The sequence below is a fragment of the Pseudoalteromonas sp. 68 DY56-GL68 genome, assembly GCF_041414825.1.
Lineage (GTDB): Bacteria > Pseudomonadota > Gammaproteobacteria > Enterobacterales > Alteromonadaceae > Pseudoalteromonas.
Window position 1 is genome coordinate 226,954 of sequence record NZ_JAOCZL010000021.1, and the last position, 24,755, is coordinate 251,708.

Genomic DNA, 24,755 nt, shown 5'->3' on the forward strand with positions numbered 1-24,755 from the left:
CTCATGGTGTAATAAAGTAAATGCTAGGCAGAATCAATGACAGTTAAAAGACGCTTTAGCGAAACATCTATGACAATTGATAAAAATAAAAAAACCGCCGAAGCGGTTTTTTATATTTTCTGGAGCTGACTTAATTAGCCTTTAGTCAATGCTGCGATCTCTGCCACTGCTGTGTCTAAATCAAGCATTAACTTTTCACCGGTACGACGGTTTTTAAGCTCAACCTTATTTTCATCAAGATTACGCTCACCAATAACGAGTGTGAAAGGTACACCTAGAAGTTCCATATCGTTAAACATTACACCAGGGCGCTCTTTACGGTCATCAAATAACACATCTAAACCTGCATCTTTTAAACCTTTGTAAAGGTTATTTGCAATATCAGGAATACGGTGAGACTTATGCATGTTCATCGGTACGATCGCTAAATCAAATGGCGCGATAGGTTGTGGCCATTTAATACCGTATTGGTCGTTGTTTTGCTCAATGGCAGCAGCCACGATACGTGAAACACCAATACCGTAACAACCCATCGTCATGACTTGGTTTTTACCTGATTCACTCAGAACGCCTGCTTTCATTGCTTCTGAGTACTTAGTACCTAGTTGGAAAATGTGACCAACTTCAATACCACGTTTAATTTGCAGTGACCCTTGACCACAAGGGCTTGGGTCGCCTTCAACGATGTTACGAATATCAGCAACTTCGTAGTTTTCTACATCGCGATCCCAGTTAATGCCGCTGTAGTGTTCGTCGTCTTTATTCGCACCCGCAACAAAATCAGCCATTATGTTAGCTGAACGGTCAACAATAATTGGCATTTTAAGACCTACAGGACCTAATGAGCCAGGTTTTGCGCCAATAGCAGCAACGATGTCTTCTTCTTTCGCCATTTCAAGCGGTGAGTCTACAAGCGGGTGCTTTTCAGCTTTCAACTCGTTTAGCTCATGGTCGCCACGTAATACAAGCGCCACTAAACCACGTTGTTCGTTCTCATCTGGCGCACCATACACGATTAATGTTTTAACGCCGCGATGAGGTTTAACACCGTAGTGCTGTTTAAGCTCAGCAATGGTTTTTGCATCAGGCGTTGGGAATGCTTTTAACTCTTTAGTTGCTGCTGGGCGCTCTTCAGTTGGCGCGAGCGCTTCTGCTTTTTCGATGTTTGCAGCGTAATCACTTGCATCACTAAATGCGATTGCATCTTCACCTGATTCTGCAAGTACATGGAACTCGTGTGATACGCTACCACCGATAGAGCCGGTATCCGCGATAACAGGGCGGTAATCAAGACCAAGGCGTTCAAAAATGTTGCAGTAAGCTTTGTGCATTACTTGGTATGTCTGCTCTAAACACTCATCACTTAAGTGGAAAGAGTAAGCATCTTTCATAGTGAATTCACGGGCACGCATTACACCAAAACGAGGCCGAACTTCGTCACGTACTTTAGTTTGTACTTGATAAAGAGTCAGTGGTAATTGCTTATAAGAGCTCACTTCTTTGCGCACAAAATCAGTGATCACTTCTTCGTGTGTTGGACCAAGGGCAAATGGACGGTTATGACGGTCATTGATGCGCAGTAATTCAGGACCAAATTGCTCCCAACGACCAGACTCTTCCCAAAGGTCAGCTGGTTGGATAATAGGCATTAACATTTCGATAGCGCCTGCTTTATCCATTTCTTCACGTACAATGTTTTCTACTTTTTTAAGTACGCGTAGACCAGAGGGCAACCATGTATACAAACCCGACGCAACGCGGCGGATCATGCCTGCTCGTAGCATTAATTGATGAGAAACAATTTCTGCATCAGACGGAGTTTCTTTAAGTGTTGCGAGTATATATTGACTGGTACGCATCTCTATTCCAAGTAGTGTTAAAATTATTATCGTTTACTCAAGACGTTTGAGTAATAACAAGTCGCCAAGTTTACCAGTGGACGCACTGACACTAAAGCGCTATGTGTTAAAAAAAGTGCAAAAAGTCTAGCATTTTTCAATGCTGGTCACTGTATTATGATTATCCCGAACTTGCCACCTAATATTGAAATCATATAAGGTCATGCCGTAGCTTTGCTCAGACTCGCGTTGCTTTTTATAAGCTGGGCGAGGATCTTGCTTTAATACATTACTAATGAAGGCTTTTAATTCTGGTTGTTCAGTTTGTTTTTCGATAAACGCAAGCGCTTCATCACTGAACTCGACACTCATATCGGTTTCTGGTCGGGTATCGGCAAAGCCTGCGGTGGCATCGGTCATGGCATCTGAGTAGGGCAAATATGGCTTAATGTCTAAAATCGGTGTGCCATCGAGTAAATCGATACCTGAAAGCAATAAGCTTAACTGACCATTTTTATATTCAATGCCCTCAAGTTTTACAGCACTCATGCCAATGGCATTAGGGCGAAAGGTAGCACGTGTTGCAAATACACCTTTACGTTCATTTCCGCCAAGGCGAGGGGGTCTCACCATTGCTGAGTAGCCTTTATCAGCGGTTTCATGAAATCTGAATAATAACCAAATATGGCTAAATTCATCGAGACCACGTACAAACTCTTCGCGATTGAAATCGCTACTGAATACCAGCTTTGCTTTCGCTTCAGGAACCAAACGAGGTTGACGAGGTATGGCAAACTTTTGTTTATAAGGAGATTGAATGTGGCCGACGGCAGTTAATTGGTATTCGCTCATTGTGCATTGTCGTTAAGAAAATCTGCCGACATTTTACATGCATTACATGTAAGCGCAAAAAAAGGCAGTCGAGACTGCCTTTTTAATAATTAGACTGCTAGGTCTAAATTAGAACATGTATTGGAATGATACCGAAGCCACATCCATATCAGGGTCAATATCATCTTCTAATTCGTAACGTTCATACTCTAAACGTACTTGCATGTTTGTTGTGAAAGCATACTCAATACCTGCACCATAAAACACATCACCACCATCAGTATCGGCGCTAATGCTACCAAGTTCGCCTAAATCTTGCTCTACTTCAGCATCCCATTCAAGCCAGCCACCTTTTGCGTAAACAGAAAAGCTATCGGTGATTGGTGCCGCTAAACGCGCAGCTAGTGAGATACCATCAAGCTCAACTTTAGAATCAATATCGCTTGCTTCGTCGAAATTTTGGTACGCAAGTTCAAGGCTTAAGTATTTATTGAATTGAGTACCAACATAACCTTTTAGCATTTGTGAATCGTCATCAAAGTCAGTGTCGTTTTCACTGTCTTCAAATTCAAATGAATATTGGCCATAACCAATACCAGTATAAATACGTGGTGAATCCATCTCGGTAATATCTGCATGTGCAGCATTGTTGAAACCTAGTAGTGCTAGAGAAATTGCAGAAATTGAGATTGCTTTAATCATTTAATAGCTCCTTTATAAAATAAATAAACGAATGTTTCGCTTCATTCCCAAGGAGTATTGCAGTGACCGTGCCAGACTGTTATCTAGGCCTAAAGCATTGTTTTCAGGCCTAAATGAGTGATTTTTTGCACAGTTTGTTGAAACTGTAATCAGCCATTCAGTTTGGCGCTCGTAACAATTTCAGGCTGCCCTGTAGAAGTTACTAGGTACAGTTTAAAAATACCAAGCTGGGCCAAATTATGCTTTTTGTAGCAATGTTTCTGTTTCTATGGCTATTTCTTTCATTTTTATTGCATAGTTCTCGATTTTCTTTTCTTCATCAGTAACCGCAGTGTAAGTAGGCACCTCGATTGGGTAACCTGCTTCATCCATGGCAATAAAACTAATTACACAATGATTGGTCTCAACGAGATTTTGTGTTTTTGGGTCTCCGCAGCGTACTTGAATAAAGATTTGCATGCTGGTTTTACCTGTGTGGGCAATACTGGCTTTTACTTCGACAATTTGACCAACCAAAATAGGGCGTTGAAACTTTACACCCGCAACAGATACAGTAACGCAGTAATGACCACTCCAACCCGCAGCACAGGCATAACCAGCTTGGTCAATCCACTTCATTACTACACCACCATGAACCTTACCGCCAAAATTGACATCGGTAGGTTCAGCTAAAAAACGAAAGGTTACACTTGAAGACGGCATATTTTGCTCACTATTTTAAACACGACAATTTCAGCATAGCCTAAAAAAGGGGCCGAAGCCCCTGCAATTTAGGATAAATTTTAATTAAATGAGTAACGTGCGTTATTACATGTTAGGGTAGTTTGGCCCGCCAGCACCTTCAGGTGTTACCCATGTAATGTTTTGGCTCGGGTCTTTTATGTCACACGTTTTACAGTGCACACAGTTTTGTGAATTGATCACAAACTCTTTCTCACCTTCGACTTCTTGTACTTCGTAAACGCCAGCAGGGCAGTAGCGTTGTGCTGGTTCATCAAATTGTGGCAAATTAACTGCAATAGGAATCGAGTTATCTTTTAGCCTTAAATGACATGGCTGTGATTCTTCATGGTTGGTATTTGATAAAAACACCGATGAAAGTTTATCGAAGCTAAGCTTGCCATCTGCTCTCGGATAGTCGATTTTTTCGGCCTGATCCGCAGCAACTAAGGTGGCATGATCTGGTATGTTATCTTCAAAGTTAAACGGTAAGCTGCCACCAAAGAGGTTTTGATCTAGGGTGTTATAAGCCCCCCCTAAGAACTTACCGAGTTTGTGCATAACAGGGCCAAAGTTACGCGATTGGAAGAGCTCTTTATACGCCCAGCTTAGTTCAAAAGCCGTTTTATATTCAGCTAAATCGGCATTTTCTTTACCGTCGCTAAGAGCTTCTACGATTACATCAGCGGCAACCATGCCTGATTTCATCGCTGTATGATTACCTTTGATCTTAGCAAAGTTTAATGTGCCGGCATCACAACCTACAAGTAAACCACCCGGGAAGTGCATTTTCGGTAATGAACGCAGGCCGCCTTTGGCAATGGCTCTGGCGCCATAGGCTATACGTTCACCGCCTTCTAAAACATCTTTAAAGACAGGGTGATGCTTCATGCGCTGGAATTCATCAAACGGGCTCAAATGTGGATTTGAATAGTTAAGGTCAACTATCAAGCCCACCACAACTTGGTTGTTGTCGCTGTGATACATAAACGCACCGCCGCTGGTATCACCGGTTAAAGGCCAACCAGTGCCATGAACTACAGTGCCTTCTTTATGTTTATTCGGATCGATTTGCCAAATTTCTTTGAACCCTAAACCGTAATGCTGTGGTGACGCATCTTTATCAAGGGCAAAGTGTTTGATTAGCTCTTTACCTAAATGGCCACGGCAGCCTTCAGCAAATACCGTGTATTTAGCTCTGAGCTCCATACCTGGCATGTAACCATCTTTTTCATTGCCATCTTTATCAAGACCCATATCGCCAGTGATAATGCCTTTTACGGTCTCGTCTTCAATAATTAATGAGTGCGCACTAAAGCCAGGGAAGATTTCTACCCCTAGGTTTTCCGCTTGTTCAGCTAAAAAACGACAGACATTACCCATAGAAACAATGTAATTGCCTTCGTTATGGAATGTTTTAGGGCTAGCAAAGTGGGGGATGCTGGTGGCTTTGTCACTGTTATTGAACCAGTAAATATCATCTTGCGTTACTTTAGTGGTAACTGGAGCACCTAATGACTGCCAATCGGGTAGTAATTCATCCAATGCTTTGGTTTCAAAAACCGCGCCAGATAAAATGTGCGCGCCCACCTCAGAGCCTTTTTCTACCACACAGATCATTAATTCTTGTTGTTTTTCTTGTGCTTGTTGAGCCAATCTAATTGCAGTTGATAAACCTGCTGGGCCTGCGCCTACGATGACTACATCAAATTCCATGACTTCGCGTTCGACCATATAAACCTCTTCTCGGTGACGGACCTGCTGTAAAGAACCTTATTTCATACTTGCAAATGAAACGTTACAGGCTGTGAATACTTTAAGGTTATTTTAGGTTGACGTTTACGTCAACAGGAAGTAGTCTGAATTCATAAAATAAATAAGTTGACGTTTAGGTCAACTTTGAGAACACACAATTGATGGAGTCACGATGAAAGTCCTTGTTCCAATTAAAAGAGTAATTGACTACAACGTCAAAGCACGCGTTAAAGCCGACAAAACGGATGTTGATCTAGCTAATGTAAAAATGGCGATGAACCCGTTTTGTGAAATTGCAATTGAAGAAGCTATTCGTTTAAAAGAAGCAGGGACAGCCACTGAGGTTGTTGCTGTGACTATTGGTAATAAATCATCTCAAGAGCAATTACGTACTGCATTAGCACTGGGTGCTGATAAAGCCATTCATATTGAAACAGAAGAAAAGCTTGAGTCTTTACATGTTGCTAAATTACTGAGCAAGATTGTAGAGCAAGAATCACCTGAGCTGGTTATTTTAGGTAAGCAATCGATTGACTCTGACAACAATCAAACCGGTCAAATGCTTGCTGCTCTAACAGGTCGTGGCCAAGGTACGTTTGCGTCTAAAGTTGATGTACAAGCGGGTACAGTTAATGTAACGCGTGAAGTAGACGGTGGTTTACAAACAGTCGCTCTTAAACTACCTGCTATTGTAACCACAGACTTACGTTTAAATGAACCGCGTTATGCTTCATTACCAAACATTATGAAAGCAAAACGTAAACAACTTGATGTGATTGCTGCTGATAGCCTAGGTGTAGACCTTGCGCCACGTGTACAGTTGGTTGAAGTCAACGAGCCTGAAAAACGCAGTGGCGGCATTATCGTAGAAGATGTGGCGACATTGGTTGAAAAGTTAAAAACAGAAGCGAAGGTGATCTAAATGAAAACATTAGTGATAGCCGAACACGACAAAGGTGTTCTAAAGCCTGAAACCAATAAAACGATTACTGCTGCTGTTAAACTAGGCTTTGATGTAGATTTATTACTAGCAGGCGAAAATTTATCTGCAATGAGCGAGCAAGCGGCATCAATTGCAGGTGTAAGCAATGTACTTATTGCCGATGATACCGCTTATGCTCATCAGCTTGCAGAAAACCTAGCGGATCTGGTTTTATCTTTAGCAGATAACTATTCACACATTGTCGCAAGCGCTACAACAACCGGTAAAAACTTTATGCCACGTGTTGCGGCACTGTTAGATGTTGCACAAATCTCTGAAATAATCGATGTAATTGATGTAGATACCTTTAAGCGTCCTATTTATGCGGGTAATGCAATTGCGACAGTTAAATCGCTTGATAGCAAAAAGGTGATTACCGTTCGTGCCAGTAGCTTTGATGTTGCATCAGAGCAAGCGCCAGTGTCTGTAACAAGTGTTACGTGTAAAGGTTCAGTTGGCTTGAGTGAGTTTGTATCAGAAGAACAAACTGAATCAGAGCGTCCTGAGCTAACGGCAGCACCTGTGGTTATTTCAGGTGGCCGCGGTATGCAAAATGGTGAAAACTTTGCACTACTAAATGGCATTGCCGACAAACTTGGCGCAGCCATTGGTGCTTCACGTGCTGCTGTTGATGCGGGTTTTGTACCGAACGATATGCAAGTCGGTCAAACCGGTAAAATTGTTGCGCCAGATTTATATATTGCTGTAGGTATTAGTGGTGCAATTCAACACTTAGCGGGTATGAAAGACTCTAAAGTGATTGTCGCCATCAATAAAGATCCTGACGCGCCAATTTTCCAAGTTGCTGACTACGGTTTAGTTGCTGATTTATTTGATGTGTTACCAGAGCTAGAAACCGCTCTGTAACTCATAACGATTCTGGTTGTTAAAAGCTGTTGCACTTAGGTGCACAGCTTTTTTTATTTTTTGAGGCTAAAACTGAACGGGTAGGTAACCATGTTCACGTATTTTATCTTTTAGTTTTTGCGATTTAAGTAATGCAGTAAGTTTCACACCTATCTCCTTCGAACGAGGAGACCGTGTGTTTACAATTAAAATGAGCGGTCGTACAAACGCATACTCGCCGTCACTTATGCTTTGTAAAGTAGGTTTAACGCCATTTATCGATAGAGTCGTTACTTTATTGATGCGGCGATCATTTTCAAGGTTACTAATGGCACCATACGAGTCATAGGCAATCGCATTTGGAATACGCTGAACTATACCAAGTGCTTGATTAAATTGGTTATACAGTTCGACTTTTTGATTTGAAAATAAACCGCTATTACCTGCATTTTTTAGTCGTATAAAGTTACTTTCAGGGTCTTTGATATAGTCCAGTTCTAAAAATTCTAAAAACACATCGAAGCTGCCATGATGAGTCGATTTACTAAAAAGCAGTATTTCATCATTTTTATTGCTTAATTCAGGCGTTAACTGAGAGGCGTCTGACCATTTGGTTATTTTACCTTGATAAATATTTTTGAGAGTGGTGATACTCAAATTTTTAATATTTAGTTCGCTGTTAACAATAAATGTTAACGCATCTTGCGCTATGATTATCTGCCTTAAATGAGGCCATTGTTCTTGCTCTTGCTTCGTTAGGTACCGTGATGTTGTACCTATATCGATAAGGCCCTCAGCAATCGCTTTTACACCTTTGTCACTGCCCATCGGTCTTATCTGCAATGTATTGTCTAAAGCGAGGCTTATATCATCTTTAAGTGGGATTAGTAACTCGGTCACAGACGTTGAACCCGCAATTAAAATAGGTTTTGTATTAATGTCTTCATCAAGTGCGAAGCTAGACTTACCTAGGAAAAAGAAAGTCAGTGTGAGTACTTTTAGTGAGCGAATGAACATAACCAATAATAGATCCTTTTTTGGCAGGTCTAATGACTATAGAACATTAACTAAAAATTTCTAGAATGAATTGTTTTATAATGATTTTTAGGCATAAAAAAACCAGCCAATAGGCTGGTTTCTATAAATACTAAAATTAGTATGTTGCACTACCTTTAGTACGTGGGAAGGCGATAACGTCACGAACGTTGCCCATACCTGTTACATAAGCAACTAAACGCTCAAAGCCTAAACCAAAACCAGAATGTGGCACAGTTCCGTATTTACGTAGGTCACGGTACCAGCTGTAGTCTTCTTTATCTAAGCCCATTTCTTCTAGACGCTTATCTAATACATCTAGACGTTCTTCACGTTGAGAGCCACCGATGATTTCACCAATACCAGGTGCAACTACGTCCATTGCTGCGACTGTTTTGCCGTCTTCGTTTTGACGCATGTAGAATGCTTTAATATCACGCGGGTAGTTTTTGATAACCACTGGTGCGTTAAAGTGCTCTTCAGCAAGGTAACGCTCGTGCTCAGATTGTAAATCTACACCCCATTCAACAGGGAACTCGAATTTCTTGCCACATGCTTTTAAGATTTCGATAGCATCAGTGTAATCAACTTGTGCGAAATCTTTAGTCACGAACTCTTCTAAACGAGAGATAGCTGTCTTCTCAACACGCTGTGCAAAGAATTCCATATCGTCACGACGCTCTGTTAAAACCGCATTGAAAACATATTTCAGCATGTTTTCAGCAAGTTTTGCGATATCTTCTAAATCTGCGAATGCAACTTCAGGTTCAACCATCCAAAACTCTGCTAAGTGACGAGACGTATTTGAGTTCTCAGCACGGAAAGTAGGGCCAAAGGTATAGATTTTTGACATTGCAGATGCGTATGTCTCACCGTTTAACTGGCCCGATACTGTTAAGAATGCTTCTTTACCGAAGAAATCTTCACTGTAATCGATGTCGCCTTTATCTGTGCGCGGCAAGTTTTGCATATCTAATGTAGATACACGGAACATTTCACCTGCACCTTCACAGTCACTTGCAGTGATGATTGGTGTGCTGATCCAGTAGAAACCTTGCTCATGATAAAAACGGTGAATCGCTTGAGCTAAGCAGTTACGTACACGTGTTACTGCGCCCATGATATTAGTGCGAGGGCGAAGGTGCGCGTGTTCGCGTAAATATTCAATGCTGTGACGCTTAGCAGACATAGGGTAGCTATCTGGGTTTTCTACCCAACCTAATACTTCAACAGTGTTGGCTTGAATTTCGAAAGACTGACCTTGGCCTTCTGATTTAACCAGTACACCCGTAATCGAAACTGAACAGCCTGCTGTTAAACGTGTAACTTCATCATAATTATTAAGTGAATTAGGTACTACCGCTTGAATAGGATCAAAACACGAACCGTCATGAACGGCTAAAAATGAAATTCCTGCTTTTGAATCGCGGCGTGTACGGATCCAGCCTTTTACTGTTACTTGGCTGTCTACCGCAACCTTGCCTTTTAATAGCTCTGAAATCGCTAAATGGCTCATCTTCACTCCAATGATATAAGTTGCCTAATATTTAATATGCTGTGCATTGCACTTGAATCGACTATCTTACCCTCGTAAATCAAATAAAAAAACATTTCAGGCATACTCTTTAGTAGTTTTTCTTAATTTGGATAAAATAGCAGCAATATTTGCGTAAATTTTGCGTTTATTTAAATTCTCGCTGCGCTAATTGGTTATTTTGTGGCATTATTAACAATTACTGTCCTTTAGTCTTTAATTAATTTGTATAACAGGTGCTATGAAACAAGTTTTTATTCTTCGCGGCTTACCAGGCTCAGGTAAATCATATTACGCACAAAGCCTTGCTGATGAGTTGGTAGCAGGTAATGAAAGTGAGTATGTAGTGTGCGCAACAGATGATTATTTTTACAATAGCGAAGGTGTGTATCAATTTGATAAGTACAAGTTACCTGAATACCACAACCTAAACCTAGCGCGTTTTATTAATGCGCTAGCTGAAGAAATCCCGTTAGTTATTGTCGATAACACCAATATCAAAAAGTGGGAATTTATCGCTTACGCACAAGCGGCTACTGCATTGGGTTATCAAGTAAAAGAAGTGATCGTGGGTGAAATTAAAGATAAATCATTGCAGCATCTTTACGCGAAGCGCTGTGAACATAAAGTACCGCTTAGAATGATCAGTAAAATGGCTTATATGTTTGAATGGTAAAGTTTAAAGGAAAAGGAAGCATCAGCTTCCTTTTCAATACGCCTGTTGTTCAATGGCTGCATAAATAGCGTTACACAAGTTAGTTAAGCTCTGTTCATCACTTATGTAGGGTGGCATTAAGTAAATTAATTTACCAAACGGGCGGATCCACACACCTTGCTCGATAAAAAAGCGTTGAATTTTTGCTACATCAACAGCTTGATTAAGCTCAACAACTCCAATTGCCCCCAATGTTCGCACATCAACGACCGCATCGAGCTGCTTACACTTAGCAAGCTGCGTAGTTAGTACATCATTTATATATTCAATTTGTTCTTGCCAAGGCTGCTCTAACAGTAAATCAATACTTGCGCAGGCCGTGGCACACGCAAGCGGGTTACCCATAAACGTTGGGCCATGCATTAATACGCCTGCTTCACCTTCACTGATACCAACAGCGACTTTGCTGGTGGTTAATGTTGCTGATAACGTCATCATGCCGCCAGTTAATGCTTTGCCAATACATAAAATATCAGGCTCTATATTGGCGTGCTCAACAGCAAACAAGGTGCCGGTGCGGCCAAAGCCTGTGGCGATTTCGTCACAAATAAGTAAAACATCATACTTATCGCAAAGAATGTGCAGGTGCTTTAAGTAATCAGGATGATAAAAATTCATGCCCCCGGCATTTTGCACTATGGGTTCAATGATAAATGCCGCAACATCTTGATGGTGAGCAGCAAAATAGCTCTCAAGGGTATCAGCTTCTGCAGGACTAAACTCGCCATTAAATTTAGCACTGGGCGCAGGTACAAAAACATGCTCAGGTAAAAAGCCTGAGTACATGCTATGCATTGAATTGACCGGATCGCAAACGCTCATGGCTGCAAAGGTATCGCCGTGGTAGCCCTTAAGCGGCGTCATTAACTTTTGTTTGCTGGTATAACCTTGGCTTAACCAGTATTGCAAGGCCATTTTTATGGCGACTTCAACACTCACAGAGCCACTGTCGGCTAAGAACACCTTATCGAGTGACTCAGGTGTCATACTGACTAGCTTTTTACACAGCTCAACAGCGGGCTCATGAGTTAAGCCACCAAACATGACATGGCTCATTTTGTTAACCTGTGTGGTGATTGCCTCATTTAAAACAGGGTGGCAGTAACCATGAATCGCACTCCACCAAGAGGCCATACCATCTATTAGGCTTTCGCCTGTTTCTAAGAAAATACGATTTGCATTGGCATGACTGACAGGGTACACGGGAAGGGGCTGAGTCATAGAAGTATAAGGGTGCCAAATATGCTCACGATCAAAATCTAAATCTATTGGTTGCTTATTAATCATATGTAAACTTTATATCACTTCGATTCGTTGACAATGTTACGTCAAGTCGTAGACTAAGCCAATCAAACCGTCCCAATAATTTAAAAAAAGAGACTATTATGGAGCACGCAGTTGTCCGTCACGATTGGACTCACCAAGAAGTAAAAGCATTATTCGAAATGCCGTTCAATGATTTGCTATTTAAAGCGGCCAGCGTACATCGTGAAAACTTCAACCCAAATGAAGTACAAATTTCTACTTTGTTATCGATTAAAACCGGTGCTTGCCCAGAAGATTGCAAATATTGCCCTCAATCTGGTCATTATAAAACAGACTTAGACCGTGAACGCTTAATGGAAGTAGAAAAAGTGGTTGAGCAAGCGCGTGTTGCCAAAGAAAAAGGCGCAACCCGTTTTTGTATGGGCGCTGCGTGGTCTGATCCGAAAGAACGTGACATGCCTTATATTTCAAAAATGGTAAAAGAGGTTAAAGAACTTGGCCTTGAAACCTGTATGACACTTGGTATGCTAGATAACGAAAAAGCCCATGCTTTAAAAGACGCGGGTCTTGATTACTACAACCATAACCTAGATACATCACCTGAGTATTACCAACAGATCATTACAACACGTACTTATCAAGACCGTTTAAACACTATTGATAACGTGCGTGATGCCGGCATGAAAGTGTGCTCTGGCGGTATAGTTGGTATGGGCGAGCAGGCAGCTGACCGTTTTGGTTTATTAATGCAATTAGCTAATTTGCCGCAACAGCCAGAAAGTGTGCCAATTAATATGTTGGTTAAAGTGAAAGGTACGCCACTTGAAGATGTTGAAGATTTAGATCATTTTGAGTTTATTCGTACTATCGCAGTTGCACGTATTATGATGCCGAAAAGCTATGTTCGTTTATCAGCTGGTCGTACGGCGATGAATGAACAAATGCAATCTATGTGTTTCTTTGCCGGCGCTAATTCAATTTTCTACGGTGATAAACTACTGACTACAGAAAACCCTGAAGCAGACGCAGATATGATGCTGATTAAAAAATTAGGCATGAACCCAGAAACCCGTGAAGATTATTCTGATGAAGCGGTTGCAGCATCACTTTCATCAAAAGTTGCTGATAAAGCAACATCAGAATTATTTTACGAAGCGTAATATTTAAATGGCTTTTGATTTTATCGCCGAGCATCTTGTTGAGCGACAAGCAGATGCATTACTGAGAAAGCGTCAACTTATAGAGCAATCGAGCGGGCGCTTTATTCAGGTTGCAGGTAAACAGTATTTAAATTTTGCCAGTAATGACTACCTTGGCTTTGCGGATGATTTTATCGAAATAAAAACGCAGCAACTAGGTAGCCACAGCTCAGCATTAGTGAATGGTTATAATAAACCACAACAACAGCTTGAGCAGCGTTTATGCGAGTTATTAGGCTATGAAAGCGCTATGTTATTTAATAGCGGATTTAGTGCCAATAGCAGCGTATTAAAAGCGTTGTTTCAAGATAAAAGCGTGGCGCAATCATCGGCAATTTTTCAAGATAAGCTTAATCATGCCAGCTTAATTGATGGTGGACTTCATTCTGCCGCTGCCATGGTGCGGTTTAATCATAACGACCTTAAGCACTTAGAATCTAGGTTACAAAAATCAAAAGCTAAGCATAAGCTTATTGTGAGTGAAGGTGTTTTTTCGATGGATGGTGATCAAGCACCTATTGAAGCACTCTGTAAACTTGCTAAACAATACAATGCGTGGCTGATGATTGACGATGCTCATGGCTTTGGCGTATTGGGCGAGCAAGGCTTAGGCAGTTGTGAGGCAATCAAGCCTGATTTACTGATCATCACCTTTGGCAAGGCACTAGCTAGTAGTGGTGCTTGCCTGCTTGCATCAAAACAAATGATTGATTACATGCTGCAGTTTAATCGCGAATACATTTATTCAACGGCGATGTCACCACTGATGGCAAGTTGTACTCTTGAGCGACTCGAAAAGTTATTAAAGGCGGATAAGAGACGCGCTCAGCTTACAGAGAATATTGCCTACTTTAGAGCGCTTGCAAAAGAACATAACTTAGCATTAATGGAATCAACAACGGCTATTCAGCCTTTGGTATTGGGCGATGCAGAACACACGCTTGCCGTTGCTAATAAGCTTAAAGATAAAGGCGTGTGGTTAACCGCTATTAGACCGCCCACGGTGCCTTTTAATACGGCACGACTTAGGGTAACCCTAAGTAGCGCACATCAAGCTGACGATATAAAACAGCTGGTTGATTCGCTAGTGGAGTGTTTATGAGTGTTCAACTGCAAGCGTCTTTAAGCTTTCAACACAGTAATAAGCTAACAACACAAACTAAGTTCTCTAAAGCAGCTGCAAATTACGCGAGCCATGCTAATGTACAAAAACAAGCAGCTGCGCATTTATTTAAAATGATGGCAAGCAAACACCAGCAGGGTACTTGTCTTGATTTAGGGGCTGGACCTTTAGTTAACACGGCAATGCTTAAAACACATTTTGATACTGTATTGGCAATGGACTTAAGTCATTCCATGCTAAGCACAGAGCAAAGCCCGCGTTGTTTAAAAGTGTGTGCTGATATGGATAACCTACCATTACAGCAAAACTCCCTTGATTGTGTGTTTAGTAATTTTGCAATGCAATGGTCTGCTGATTTAAAAGGGCTACTTAAAAGTCTTTTTTATTCCCTAAAAGCAGGTGGTAAGGTTTATTTAAGCTGCGTGGTAGATGGATCGCTCAAAGAGATCAAACAGGCTTTTGCTTGTTTAGACGAGCAAAACCATATTAATCAGTTTCATAGTGCTAGTCACATTATTGAGTATGCAAAATTGGCGGGGTTTAAACTGAATTTTGCAGCCGATAGATGTTATATAGATGCCTATAACTCTCCCTTAGAAGCACTGCGCTCGATAAAAGCGATTGGTGCTACTTCATTGCAAACTAAGCAAAAGCGCCAAGGGTTATTAACAAGGCAGGCACTTAATAGTGTTTGTAAGGCATACCCTCTGGTTGATGGGCATGCTAGAGTGAGCTATCAAGTTGTCCTTTTAGAACTAGAAAAATAGAATTAACTGAAAAATGAAAGAATTTTTTATCACGGGTACAGACACCGATGCCGGAAAAACCCATGTCACCAGTTTATTATTAAACTTACTAGCACAACATAAACAGCGTGCGGTTGGTTTTAAACCCATTGCAGCAGGTGCAGAAGAGGCATTTGGCCAACTAGTTAATGATGATGCATTAACCTTAATGGAAAGCTCATCAATTGGGGTTAAATATAACATAGTTAACCCCTTTACCTATGAGCCCCCCATTGCACCGCATATTGCAGCTGCCAAAGTAGGCGACAGACTGACATTTGACAAGCTCGATGCTGCTTATGCGAATGTAAAAGCACTCAATACCGATTATATTCTTACAGAAGGAGCTGGGGGTTGGTGTTTACCTATCAACGAAACCGATTTGCTCAGTGATTGGGTTAAATCACAGCAGCTGGATGTAATTTTAGTTGTGGGTATGAAACTAGGTTGTCTAAATCACGCTTTACTTACAGCAGCTCACTTTAAGGCGCTCGGTGTAAATTGTGTGGGTTGGATTGCAAATCATGTAGACCCAAACATGCGTGAACAAGACGCCAATTTAGAAACTTTAAAATCAGCACTACCTTTCCCGCTTTTAGCGATTAGTCCGTATACAGGCGGCACTCCTAAATTAAAAATTTACAAAACCTTACTTGAAATTTTATCTATCAACCCATAATAATTGAGTTGTTACTTTTGACATACTCTGTCACAATTGGTTGCAATTAGTTCCTTGCAACCAATTGCATAAGCCCTAAACTGAGTTTGTAGAACACCCAGATAATTTTATTAACTAACGATTTTTAACCATGTCGTTAGTTAATACAATTGGTATGTTTATTCTGAGGTTTTTATGAAGCGTGTATTTTTGTTTCTACTGACTAACTTAGCGGTAATGCTAGTGTTAGGTATTGTGTTGTCTATTGTGATGAGCGTACTGGGTATCAGCCATCGCAGTTTAGGCGGCATTTTAGTTATTTCAACTGTATTTGGTTTTGGTGGCTCGTTTATTTCGTTATTTATGTCGAAATGGATGGCAAAAAAATCAACTGGTGCACATGTTATTGAACAGCCTCGTTCTGAAACAGAGCAATGGTTAGTTTCGACGGTAGCAGCGCAAGCAAAAAAAGCTGGTATCGCGATGCCTGAAGTGGCTATTTACGATAGCCCTGAAATGAACGCGTTTGCGACAGGTCCAAGTAAGAACAACTCGCTGGTAGCTGTGAGCACAGGTTTATTACACAATATGAACCAAGATCAAGCTGAAGCGGTATTGGCTCATGAGGTGTCACACATTGCAAATGGTGACATGGTAACGTTGACACTTATCCAAGGTGTAGTGAATACCTTTGTTATATTTATGGCGAAAGTATTGGCAGGTATTGTTGATAACTTTCTTAATAGTGATGAAGAAGAGGGCGGTAGTAGCTGGACATACTTTTTATTCGATATGATTTTCCAAATGTTATTTGGTGTTCTAGCAAGTGTGATTGTTGCTTACTATAGCCGTAAACGCGAATTCTCTGCGGATGCCGGTGCAGCTAAACTAGTAGGTGCAGATAAAATGCGTAGCGCCCTTGAGCGTTTAAAACAAAACCACCCATCACAACTAGAAGGTTCGATGATGGCATTTGGTATTGCAAGCGGTAAAGGTGTTGCCGAGTTATTCTCATCGCACCCACCACTTGATGAGCGTATTAACGCATTACGTTAATTTAAACACGAAAAAGCCAGCTCAATGCTGGCTTTTTTATTGTTGGTTTTTCTCGCGCTCGAGTTGTTGTGGTAATAATACCTCAACAATTTCACGGGCTGGTAAGGTATACCTTACGCCATCGAACATCACAGATGTGTGTTCATCAATACTGGTGATGCCTGTTAAGGTCCAGCCTTCGCCACGTTCTTTACAGTAAACCGTAGTGGTAGGTTGAATTACTTTAAATTCTTCACTCATCGAACTTAATCTAATTGCTTGAAATTGCGTTTATAGTAAGACAATAATGCCAGCTCATAAAGAAAAAAGAAGAAATTAACGTGTCTAGCCATGATGACTTAGCCTTTGACTTACGCCCAATTCGTCATAAAGATTGCCAAGCGATATGGGATATTTTAAAAGATCCGCAAGTACAAACGTTTAACGATTACAACACTGATATAACGAAAGGTGACGTGTATGATTTTATTCAAGGCGACATAGAACGTTTTTATAATCAACAAGGCATTCGTTTAGTTATTGTTTTACGAAGTAGTGGGCAAGTTATTGGTAGCGTGGGCTTATTTAACATAATTGACGGGCAGGGCATGTTGGGCTTTGAATTGGCATCGCAATACTTTGGCAAAGGAATAATGCAAAAGGTATTAGATATGATATTTGAAAAACTGACGACCTTTGTAACGGCACCACTAAACAGTGTGGTCGCTTTAGTTAATCCAAATAACAGCGCCAGTATTAAGCTTTTAACAAAATGCGGTTTTCAACATCATGGCCTTCACTGGGTGAAGTACGTTAACTAGTTACTATAATAGTACAATCTTGTTCTGTTAGAGCTGCTACTATAAAATAGCGCCTCATTTATAAAAAGGAGCGCCAAGCAACTATGGCAAAAGCCAAAGCTATTACCAGTATTGAAAGTTACGGCATTTACAGTCATTGGGATGCAAAAGAAAAAGACCTGCCTCAAATCACCGAGTTTACAACAGACGTTCCTGCACAATTGGATATTGAATTTGGCTTTATTGTTAATATTAAAAAGGCCAAAGGACAAAAAATAAAATTTTGCGTTTACCACCCAGATATCCCCGATGAAGATGGCGAGATCATGCCACCATTTGAGGGCGAACAGTACGTTAAAACAAACGATTGGCAGTTTTACTTAGGTGATACGATATGGGCACCTGTTGATAATAAAGTTGGTATTTGGCGCATGACTATTGAGTTAAATGGCCATATAATTGCCGATAAATCCTTTAATTTATTAAAGGAAGCCGAAGGCACTGCCACTGAATTTTGGAAGCATCGCGGTTATTAATCTTTAAACCTGAGAGGGACTATGTATCAAGGAAGTTGTTTGTGCGGCAAAGTAAAAGTAACTATTGCTGGTGGCATAGAGTCAATTATTCATTGTCATTGCTCTTTATGCCGTAAAAATTCTGGTACAGCCTACGCAACCAATGGCTTTATTCAACGAGATGGTTTTAACCTCACAGAAGGCAAACAGCATCTAAGTGCCTTTGAATTTAAACCAGGTAGAATTCGCTATTTTTGCAGCTGCTGTGGTTCGCCTCTATATAGCGAGAATAAAGACGATTCAAACCGCTTACGTATTCGCTTAGGTTTACTAGATAGCGATATAAACGAGCGTCCAATCAGTCATAACTTTGTGAGCTCTAAAGCAAACTGGGATACGTTTAACACAGAAATTCCATGCTATGATAGGTTTGAACCAAGTAGAGGGAAGTAACTACAATGATAGCAAATACGCCAAAACCGCCTTATTACGCTGTGATTTTCACTAATACCTTATCTGACGATACCGCTGGCTATGAAAAAATGGCGATTAGAATGGTGGAGCTCGCAGAGCAACAACCAGGGTATTTAGGAATGGAGTCTGTTCGTGATAGTTTGGGTATTACAGTATCTTATTGGCAAAATCTAGATGCCATTAAATCGTGGAAACAAAACGTAGAACACTTAACTGCACAACAGCTGGGTAAAGACAAATGGTACAGCGCGTTTACAACGCGTATTGCAAAAGTAGAACGTGATTATTCATTGTGATAGTCACTAAGTATAAAAGGAACACATCATACTTTATTTTTATCAAATCCAATATCAGCATAGCCATAGTTTAAAACACTTAGACTTCTAGCATACGCCATAAAGGATTGAGTTACGTTTAGTGTGATGGTTACGATCAAACCTAAATTGTTTTTAATGAATATTATCTGCAATGTAATTTAAATATGCAAAGCGAGTTTTAACTTTCAATCCCTTAAACATATAGTTTTATGTTTAAACAGTTAAAACATAATCATAAAAAAGCGAAAAGTGCTTAATTTTAATAACACTGGCAATTACTTAACCAGTTTGTTAAAAATGAAGCATTAAGAAAAACCAGCAACGCTGCGATAGAAAAACGTGTTTCGCATGAATACTGAAATGCTATGTGCATAATCAGTATTTGTAATAGATTTAAAGTAAGGTAAATAAATGGATGTAAACAATTCAGCGGGGCGACTTCTCAATATTTTAATGGAAGGGAAGGAAGCTAACCCAAATGAAAACTGTAAAAAAGTTTGGTCAAGAATACTAAACGTGGAAGAAGACAACTCTTTTGTTCTTGTCGGTCGAATTGGGAAAGTTTTTTCATTGGTTGACAACATCTCAACTGAATTAAAAAAGCTCGATAATGTTGATGTAAAAAGATATATGTCTTGGACTAAGTATCTGGATACTGCTTTTTCTAAGTGTAATTTAGAATCTAGCTGGAATGAATTCATAAAGCACATAAATGAGCCTATTTTGGATTATCTGCACATGACTTCAGGAATGCTATCAACTAATTGTCCTCAACCTGTTTTGCCGAGGTCAGAATTAGAGAGCATTTATGATGGAGCTAAAGATCTTATTGATAAAATCATTGATTCAGACTTACCTCAGAGTATTAAACAATATTTTCTTTCACAATTACGCAAAATAATTATTGCCATAGAAGAGTATAAAATTACTGGCTCTGCTGAAGTAGTTGATATAGTTGAAGCCACTTTTGGTAAAGCTGTTCTATCAAAGGAAATCATCGAAGGCAAAGATACAGATGAGGTCAAAGGCAAATTTTGGAAATTTATGGCTAAAACAGCATTGGTTATTTCAACTGTTGCAGGAGCCATTCAGATAGCAGACTATACTGCTAAAACATTTCCTGAATTAAATTCTCCCGATAAAGTTATAGCTCTGCCAGTAAATGAGACTAAATCAGAAAAAGGTACAAGCTCCTAAATGGGGTATCAGGCACTTTAAGAGGAGAAGGGTGCAATCTTAAAGTAATAATGTCTTCTGGCTGCGGCAATATGTTGTTTTGTTGCCTCGCTTGTTCATCTTTTGTATTTTTGGGGCGATTAATATCGTTTCTTTAATGCTGGGAAGTAGATGGCATAGATTGCAGAACAATGACTTTAGTATCTAACAATCTTTACCTGTATCATCGTATTGTTATTTCTGGTTTGTGCACTCTACTGCCTGTCGGGTGCAGGTTTAATAAAACGTCTTTCGCTTTCAAAATTAGCGCTGTTAAAGATCACCTGCATTTTTTATTTCGTGGTTTTGCAGTCATTAGGTTGATGTCTAGGCTTCCAGAAAACAACCTGATGTTTTGGTTAATTAGTTCTAGTATATGTTTGTGTATTGGCCACCTGTTTGCCTTGGGTTCATGGCAACTGATTAGTTTATTGATTGATCTTGCTAAAAGCCCACCAAGGTGGGCTTAAGCACTAATTGCTAATTACAAAGTGTAATTAAATCCAATGGCTATACCATCATCTTCTGTTTGTGACATTTGAGCTTCTTGCTCAGCGTTATTACTCGAAAAGTCACTAAAATCTTTACGGGCTTCTATATACAAAATAGTGTCATCGCTCATAAAGTAGTGCGCGCCTACTACGGCAAATTGGCGTTTAAAAACGTCTTGTGGGTCGGCGTTAAAGTTAGGTTGAATTACGTAATCATCACCTGCGTCAAAAACGTTATAAGCAACGAAAGTACGAATGTCGTTATCAAAGCGATAGCTTAGGATAGACTCTAAACCGACAGCATCTTTTATCAAACGACCTAAATTATCGGTATCGTGGTTTTCATTTTTATTTATATTGGCAGAGGCATACCAGCCTGGTTTGTAAAAGTCACCATATGTTATACCTACACCGTAAATTAAATCGGTAACAAGCTGATCACGGCCATCTGCATAAACAATATCGAATTGACCTCGGTTAATACCGGCAGTAAGTTTTAGATTATCCGTTGCTCTATAGGTAACAGCTGCGCCATAAGTCGAGTTAAACTCAACATTTTGCGCCGCAGGATTACCTTGCTCAAATAATAATTCGCATGAACTACGAGATATATCCGCTATGTCGCAGGTATAAAAGTCATCCGATTTCAACTGAGCTTGCAATGCAACATGAAATTTCCCCCAAGTGTTACGGTATTGAAGTACTTTATCACCACGGCCTGTGCCATTTACCGCACCATCATCTTTATTGTATGTATAGACACCTGCAGCATTACCATCCCACACTAAGCTATAGTTTGTATTGTAGACCACGTCATACCATGCACCCCATTGCTTTCCGATTGTTACTTGGCCATAGTCATCGTGTTTTAATCCTACATAACCTAATCGATTGTATAAAAACTCATCTTGAATCGATTCAAAGCGGTTATTGTAGATTATGTCTGTGCTGCCAACAGGGTTTACACCCCATTCAAGCAGTGCAAAGGCTTGCCAGCCATTTTTTAATTGTCGTTTAAAATCAAAGTTAATGCGTGATGCACCGTTTACAATTTCGGTTTCACCTTGAGTGTTAATAACTCTTGCATCAATAAAGCCGCCAAAAGTGACACTGTTTGTTTCATCTTTATAAATCTCAATGGCATTTGCTGTTGGGATTATCGTTAAGCCAGCGAGAAAAATGGCAGCGTGTGTTCTTTTCATAAAGTACCTTGTTTAATTGTTGTCCCTAATAGGTCTAAATTAACTAAAAGAATGAGATTATCAAAGCTAAAATGCATGAAAAAGTGAAAAAAAATCATGAAAGAACCCCTTTGTGAGGAAAATTTATTCATTTCAGGTTCACTATGTTGAATTATCAATGGCTTACTCTAGTTAAAAAATAGACACTTTTTGACTCAACGTTCTGAGCATTAGTTTGGTATTAGGGATTTCAGCACTTAACCCATAAATAAGGGTCATAAAATAACAGTCCAACAAGATGGCAGCTTTTACTTTATTAAACTGTGGTTGTTCAGAAAACACTAAAGTTTGAATTAACTCCATATGTCGCTGTTTGAATGTTTTAGAAAATAAACGTTCACTAAATAGCACCTTATAAAATTGATGATGTAAGCAATAAAATTGGTAAAAGTATTGTGCGTAATGATTGATCTTTAATCGGGGAGAGCGATGAATATCGGTTTCTTTAGCCCGCTCTAATACATCATTAAACCTCAATTCAAGACATGCCTCCAAAATAGCGATCTTACTCTCAAAATGTTTAAACAAAGTACCGACAGCAACACCACAAGCAGAAGATATTTGACGTGTAGACGTATCATTAAATCCATGCTCTGCGAAAAGCTGCCACGCAGTATTTAGAATATGCTGATGTGTCTTATTATGATTGCCCATAGCTATTATCTTGTTTTATTTAAAGTAACTTTAAAGTGAGCGCGTTCACTTATAAAAGTGAGCATGTTCACTAAAGATAGACCTAGTTAATTAAGTTGTAAAATGACTAGGTTGTTTTAAACAATCTTTCATAGCGTGCTAGGCGGCTTTAGTTTAAAATTGCACACAGTTTCGTTTTACTTTTTTACCCGCTGGAGGGTACCGCTATCATTAGTACAGCTAATATCACCATGCAATTTGGTGCTAAACCTTTATTCGAAAATATCTCAGCAAAATTTGGCGATGGTAACCGTTACGGTTTAATCGGTGCGAATGGCTGTGGTAAATCAACCTTCATGAAAATCCTAAGTGGCGAGCTTGAGCCATCTTCAGGGAATGTCAGTACAGATCCAAACGAGCGTGTTGCAAAACTAAATCAAGACCAGTTTGCTTACGAAGAGTTTTCTGTAATTGACACGGTAATCATGGGTCATAAAGAGCTGTGGGAAGTAAAAAAAGAACGTGACCGTATTTACAGCTTACCTGAAATGAGCGAAGAAGATGGTATGCGTGTAGCAGACCTTGAAACTGAGTTTGCCGAAATGGATGGTTACTCAGCAGAAGCAAAAGCGGGTGAGTTACTGATTGGTGTTGGTATTGGCACAGAACAGCACTACGGCCCTATGTCTGAAATCGCACCGGGTTTTAAACTGCGTGTGTTACTTGCACAAGTACTGTTTTCTGATCCAGACATCATGCTACTCGATGAGCCTACCAATAACTTGGACATCTACACTATTAAGTGGTTAGAAGACGTGTTAAACCAGCGCGACTGCACTATGATCATCATTTCGCACGATCGTCACTTCTTAAACTCAGTATGTACACACATGGCTGACATCGATTACGGCGAGCTTCGTATTTACCCTGGTAACTATGATGAGTACATGTTTGCTGCAACACAGGCTCGCGAGCGTCTACTGAGCGAAAACGCGAAGAAGAAAAGCCAAATTGCTGAGCTTCAACAGTTTGTATCGCGCTTCTCTGCAAACGCTTCAAAAGCAAAGCAAGCGACATCACGTGCTAAACAAATTGATAAAATTCAGCTTGAAGAAGTTAAAGCATCTTCGCGTCAAAGCCCATTTATTCGCTTTGAACAAGAAAAGCAATTATTTCGTAATGCCTTAGAGCTAACAAACTTAGCACAAGGTTTCGATAACATGCTCTTCAGTGGCCTTGAAGGCTTGGTTGAAGTAGGCGAGCGTATTGCGATCATCGGTGAGAACGGTGTTGGTAAAACTACATTATTAAATACCCTTGCAGGTCGTTTAGCACCAAAACAAGGTGAATTTAAATGGTCAGATAACGCAAATATTGGGTATTACGCACAAGACCATGCTGACGAGTTCGAACAAGACATGAACTTATTCCAGTGGATGGAACAATGGCAACAAGAAGGTGACGACGAGCAAGTTGTTCGTAGTTTCTTAGGTCGTATGCTGTTTTCACAAAACGACATTAAAAAGTCAGTAAAAGTTATTTCAGGTGGTGAGCAAGGCCGTATGTTGTTTGGCAAAATTATGATGCATAAACCAAACATCTTATTAATGGATGAGCCAACCAACCACATGGATATGGAATCTATCGAGGCGCTTAACTTAGCACTTGAAGCATACGAAGGGACTTTGTTGTTCGTATCTCACGATAGACAATTTGTATCATCACTTGCTAACCGTATTTGGGAAATTAAAGACGGCAAAATTATCGACTTTAAAGGTACATACACTGAGTACCTAGCAAGCAAAGAAGCATAATCAGCTGATGAGTGATTAAAAGCCATGCATGTCATGGCTTTTTTGTGCTTCTAGAGTCGCATATTTATGTGGTTTAAAAGCGATTTATACTGCGTTATTCATTTTAACAATAGAACCACTATTATTTGTAATTAATGCCTTGCCTAAATCGCTTTTAATTCCAACTGAAACTCGCATCTTGAGGTGGTTTGGGTATATAATACCCGCCACAAAATAAGGACAAAAGTCCGC

Annotated in this window: 25 protein-coding genes; 14 read left to right on the plus strand and 11 right to left on the minus strand. The window is 40.1% G+C overall.

What is annotated here, in order from left to right:
- Nucleotides 1-134 precede the first annotated feature (134 nt).
- From NYF15_RS15435 to NYF15_RS15455, 5 genes are all read right to left on the minus strand, one after another.
- Nucleotides 135-1,859 carry a proline--tRNA ligase gene (locus NYF15_RS15435; protein WP_371354016.1) on the minus strand — a complete coding sequence of 575 codons (1,725 nt, stop codon included), beginning with the start codon at nucleotides 1,857-1,859 and terminating at the stop codon, nucleotides 135-137.
- Nucleotides 1,860-1,985: 126 nt separating this feature from the next.
- Complete coding sequence (gene tsaA, locus NYF15_RS15440) at nucleotides 1,986-2,690, minus strand: tRNA (N6-threonylcarbamoyladenosine(37)-N6)-methyltransferase TrmO (protein WP_237118527.1); 705 nt, start codon at nucleotides 2,688-2,690, stop codon at nucleotides 1,986-1,988.
- Between the two features lie 108 nt (nucleotides 2,691-2,798).
- Nucleotides 2,799-3,371, minus strand: coding sequence for an outer membrane beta-barrel protein (locus NYF15_RS15445; protein ID WP_237118528.1), 573 nt, complete (start codon nucleotides 3,369-3,371; stop codon nucleotides 2,799-2,801).
- 237 nt (nucleotides 3,372-3,608) lie between these two features.
- A complete protein-coding gene (locus tag NYF15_RS15450) occupies nucleotides 3,609-4,073 on the minus strand; it encodes an acyl-CoA thioesterase (protein WP_130149918.1) in 465 nt (154 codons plus the stop codon).
- 105 nt (nucleotides 4,074-4,178) lie between these two features.
- Nucleotides 4,179-5,825, minus strand: coding sequence for an electron transfer flavoprotein-ubiquinone oxidoreductase (locus NYF15_RS15455; protein ID WP_371354017.1), 1,647 nt, complete (start codon nucleotides 5,823-5,825; stop codon nucleotides 4,179-4,181).
- 193 nt (nucleotides 5,826-6,018) lie between these two features.
- On the opposite strand from NYF15_RS15455, the gene NYF15_RS15460 reads away from it, so the two are divergent.
- Together NYF15_RS15460 and NYF15_RS15465 are read left to right on the plus strand one after the other, a co-directional pair.
- Complete coding sequence (locus NYF15_RS15460; protein WP_237118530.1) at nucleotides 6,019-6,768, plus strand: electron transfer flavoprotein subunit beta/FixA family protein; 750 nt, start codon at nucleotides 6,019-6,021, stop codon at nucleotides 6,766-6,768.
- Entirely contained in the window at nucleotides 6,769-7,695 is a 927-nt protein-coding gene (locus NYF15_RS15465) for an FAD-binding protein (protein WP_371354018.1), read from the plus strand.
- Nucleotides 7,696-7,761: 66 nt separating this feature from the next.
- Here the strand turns inward: NYF15_RS15465 and NYF15_RS15470 are convergent, their stop codons facing one another.
- Nucleotides 7,762-8,691: a PstS family phosphate ABC transporter substrate-binding protein gene (locus tag NYF15_RS15470; RefSeq protein ID WP_371354019.1), complete on the minus strand. Its 930-nt coding sequence runs from the start codon at nucleotides 8,689-8,691 to the stop codon at nucleotides 7,762-7,764.
- A gap of 136 nt (nucleotides 8,692-8,827) precedes the next feature.
- A complete protein-coding gene (gene asnS / locus NYF15_RS15475) occupies nucleotides 8,828-10,225 on the minus strand; it encodes an asparagine--tRNA ligase (protein WP_130149913.1) in 1,398 nt (465 codons plus the stop codon).
- Nucleotides 10,226-10,484: 259 nt separating this feature from the next.
- On the opposite strand from asnS, the gene NYF15_RS15480 reads away from it, so the two are divergent.
- The gene (locus tag NYF15_RS15480; RefSeq protein WP_130149912.1) at nucleotides 10,485-10,919 is read left to right on the plus strand and encodes an AAA family ATPase; all 435 of its coding nucleotides are present in this window, start codon (nucleotides 10,485-10,487) and stop codon (nucleotides 10,917-10,919) included.
- A gap of 33 nt (nucleotides 10,920-10,952) precedes the next feature.
- On the opposite strand, the gene bioA is transcribed toward NYF15_RS15480, so the two are convergent.
- Entirely contained in the window at nucleotides 10,953-12,245 is a 1,293-nt protein-coding gene (gene bioA / locus NYF15_RS15485; RefSeq protein WP_371354020.1) for an adenosylmethionine--8-amino-7-oxononanoate transaminase, read from the minus strand.
- 98 nt (nucleotides 12,246-12,343) lie between these two features.
- Between bioA and bioB the strand changes: the two genes are divergently transcribed.
- The 5 genes from bioB to htpX all read left to right on the plus strand — a co-directional run bounded on the left by bioB (nucleotide 12,344) and on the right by htpX (nucleotide 17,045).
- Nucleotides 12,344-13,384 carry a biotin synthase BioB gene (gene bioB, locus NYF15_RS15490; protein ID WP_054553903.1) on the plus strand — a complete coding sequence of 347 codons (1,041 nt, stop codon included), beginning with the start codon at nucleotides 12,344-12,346 and terminating at the stop codon, nucleotides 13,382-13,384.
- Between the two features lie 7 nt (nucleotides 13,385-13,391).
- Nucleotides 13,392-14,525, plus strand: a complete 1,134-nt coding sequence (locus tag NYF15_RS15495; protein ID WP_371354021.1) for an aminotransferase class I/II-fold pyridoxal phosphate-dependent enzyme — start codon at nucleotides 13,392-13,394, stop codon at nucleotides 14,523-14,525.
- Nucleotides 14,522-15,313, plus strand: a complete 792-nt coding sequence (locus NYF15_RS15500) for a methyltransferase domain-containing protein (RefSeq protein WP_237118536.1) — start codon at nucleotides 14,522-14,524, stop codon at nucleotides 15,311-15,313. The genes NYF15_RS15495 and NYF15_RS15500 overlap by 4 nt, the downstream gene beginning before the upstream one ends.
- A gap of 13 nt (nucleotides 15,314-15,326) precedes the next feature.
- Nucleotides 15,327-16,010 (plus strand): dethiobiotin synthase, encoded by a 684-nt coding sequence (gene bioD / locus NYF15_RS15505; protein WP_371354022.1) that lies wholly within the window; start codon nucleotides 15,327-15,329, stop codon nucleotides 16,008-16,010.
- A gap of 174 nt (nucleotides 16,011-16,184) precedes the next feature.
- Nucleotides 16,185-17,045, plus strand: a complete 861-nt coding sequence (gene htpX / locus NYF15_RS15510) for a protease HtpX (RefSeq protein ID WP_054561446.1) — start codon at nucleotides 16,185-16,187, stop codon at nucleotides 17,043-17,045.
- Nucleotides 17,046-17,081: 36 nt separating this feature from the next.
- On the opposite strand, the gene NYF15_RS15515 is transcribed toward htpX, so the two are convergent.
- A complete protein-coding gene (locus tag NYF15_RS15515) occupies nucleotides 17,082-17,285 on the minus strand; it encodes a hypothetical protein (protein WP_054561447.1) in 204 nt (67 codons plus the stop codon).
- Nucleotides 17,286-17,365: 80 nt separating this feature from the next.
- Here NYF15_RS15515 and NYF15_RS15520 point away from each other — a divergent pair, with 80 nt between their 5' ends.
- The 5 genes from NYF15_RS15520 to NYF15_RS15540 all read left to right on the plus strand — a co-directional run bounded on the left by NYF15_RS15520 (nucleotide 17,366) and on the right by NYF15_RS15540 (nucleotide 20,327).
- Complete coding sequence (locus NYF15_RS15520; RefSeq protein WP_371354023.1) at nucleotides 17,366-17,845, plus strand: GNAT family N-acetyltransferase; 480 nt, start codon at nucleotides 17,366-17,368, stop codon at nucleotides 17,843-17,845.
- Nucleotides 17,846-17,928: 83 nt separating this feature from the next.
- On the plus strand, nucleotides 17,929-18,360 hold the full coding sequence (locus tag NYF15_RS15525) for a DUF3859 domain-containing protein (protein ID WP_371354024.1): 432 nt from the start codon (nucleotides 17,929-17,931) through the stop codon (nucleotides 18,358-18,360).
- Between the two features lie 21 nt (nucleotides 18,361-18,381).
- Nucleotides 18,382-18,792 (plus strand): GFA family protein, encoded by a 411-nt coding sequence (locus tag NYF15_RS15530; protein ID WP_371354025.1) that lies wholly within the window; start codon nucleotides 18,382-18,384, stop codon nucleotides 18,790-18,792.
- A gap of 5 nt (nucleotides 18,793-18,797) precedes the next feature.
- Nucleotides 18,798-19,109, plus strand: a complete 312-nt coding sequence (locus NYF15_RS15535) for an antibiotic biosynthesis monooxygenase (RefSeq protein ID WP_371354026.1) — start codon at nucleotides 18,798-18,800, stop codon at nucleotides 19,107-19,109.
- Nucleotides 19,110-19,541: 432 nt separating this feature from the next.
- On the plus strand, nucleotides 19,542-20,327 hold the full coding sequence (locus tag NYF15_RS15540) for a hypothetical protein (protein WP_371354027.1): 786 nt from the start codon (nucleotides 19,542-19,544) through the stop codon (nucleotides 20,325-20,327).
- A gap of 502 nt (nucleotides 20,328-20,829) precedes the next feature.
- On the opposite strand, the gene NYF15_RS15545 is transcribed toward NYF15_RS15540, so the two are convergent.
- Complete coding sequence (locus NYF15_RS15545) at nucleotides 20,830-22,038, minus strand: porin (RefSeq protein WP_371354028.1); 1,209 nt, start codon at nucleotides 22,036-22,038, stop codon at nucleotides 20,830-20,832.
- 171 nt (nucleotides 22,039-22,209) lie between these two features.
- A complete protein-coding gene (locus NYF15_RS15550) occupies nucleotides 22,210-22,731 on the minus strand; it encodes a TetR/AcrR family transcriptional regulator (RefSeq protein ID WP_371354029.1) in 522 nt (173 codons plus the stop codon).
- A gap of 206 nt (nucleotides 22,732-22,937) precedes the next feature.
- Here NYF15_RS15550 and NYF15_RS15555 point away from each other — a divergent pair, with 206 nt between their 5' ends.
- Nucleotides 22,938-24,524 (plus strand): ABC-F family ATPase, encoded by a 1,587-nt coding sequence (locus NYF15_RS15555; protein ID WP_083515305.1) that lies wholly within the window; start codon nucleotides 22,938-22,940, stop codon nucleotides 24,522-24,524.
- The last annotated feature ends 231 nt before the right edge of the window (nucleotides 24,525-24,755 follow it).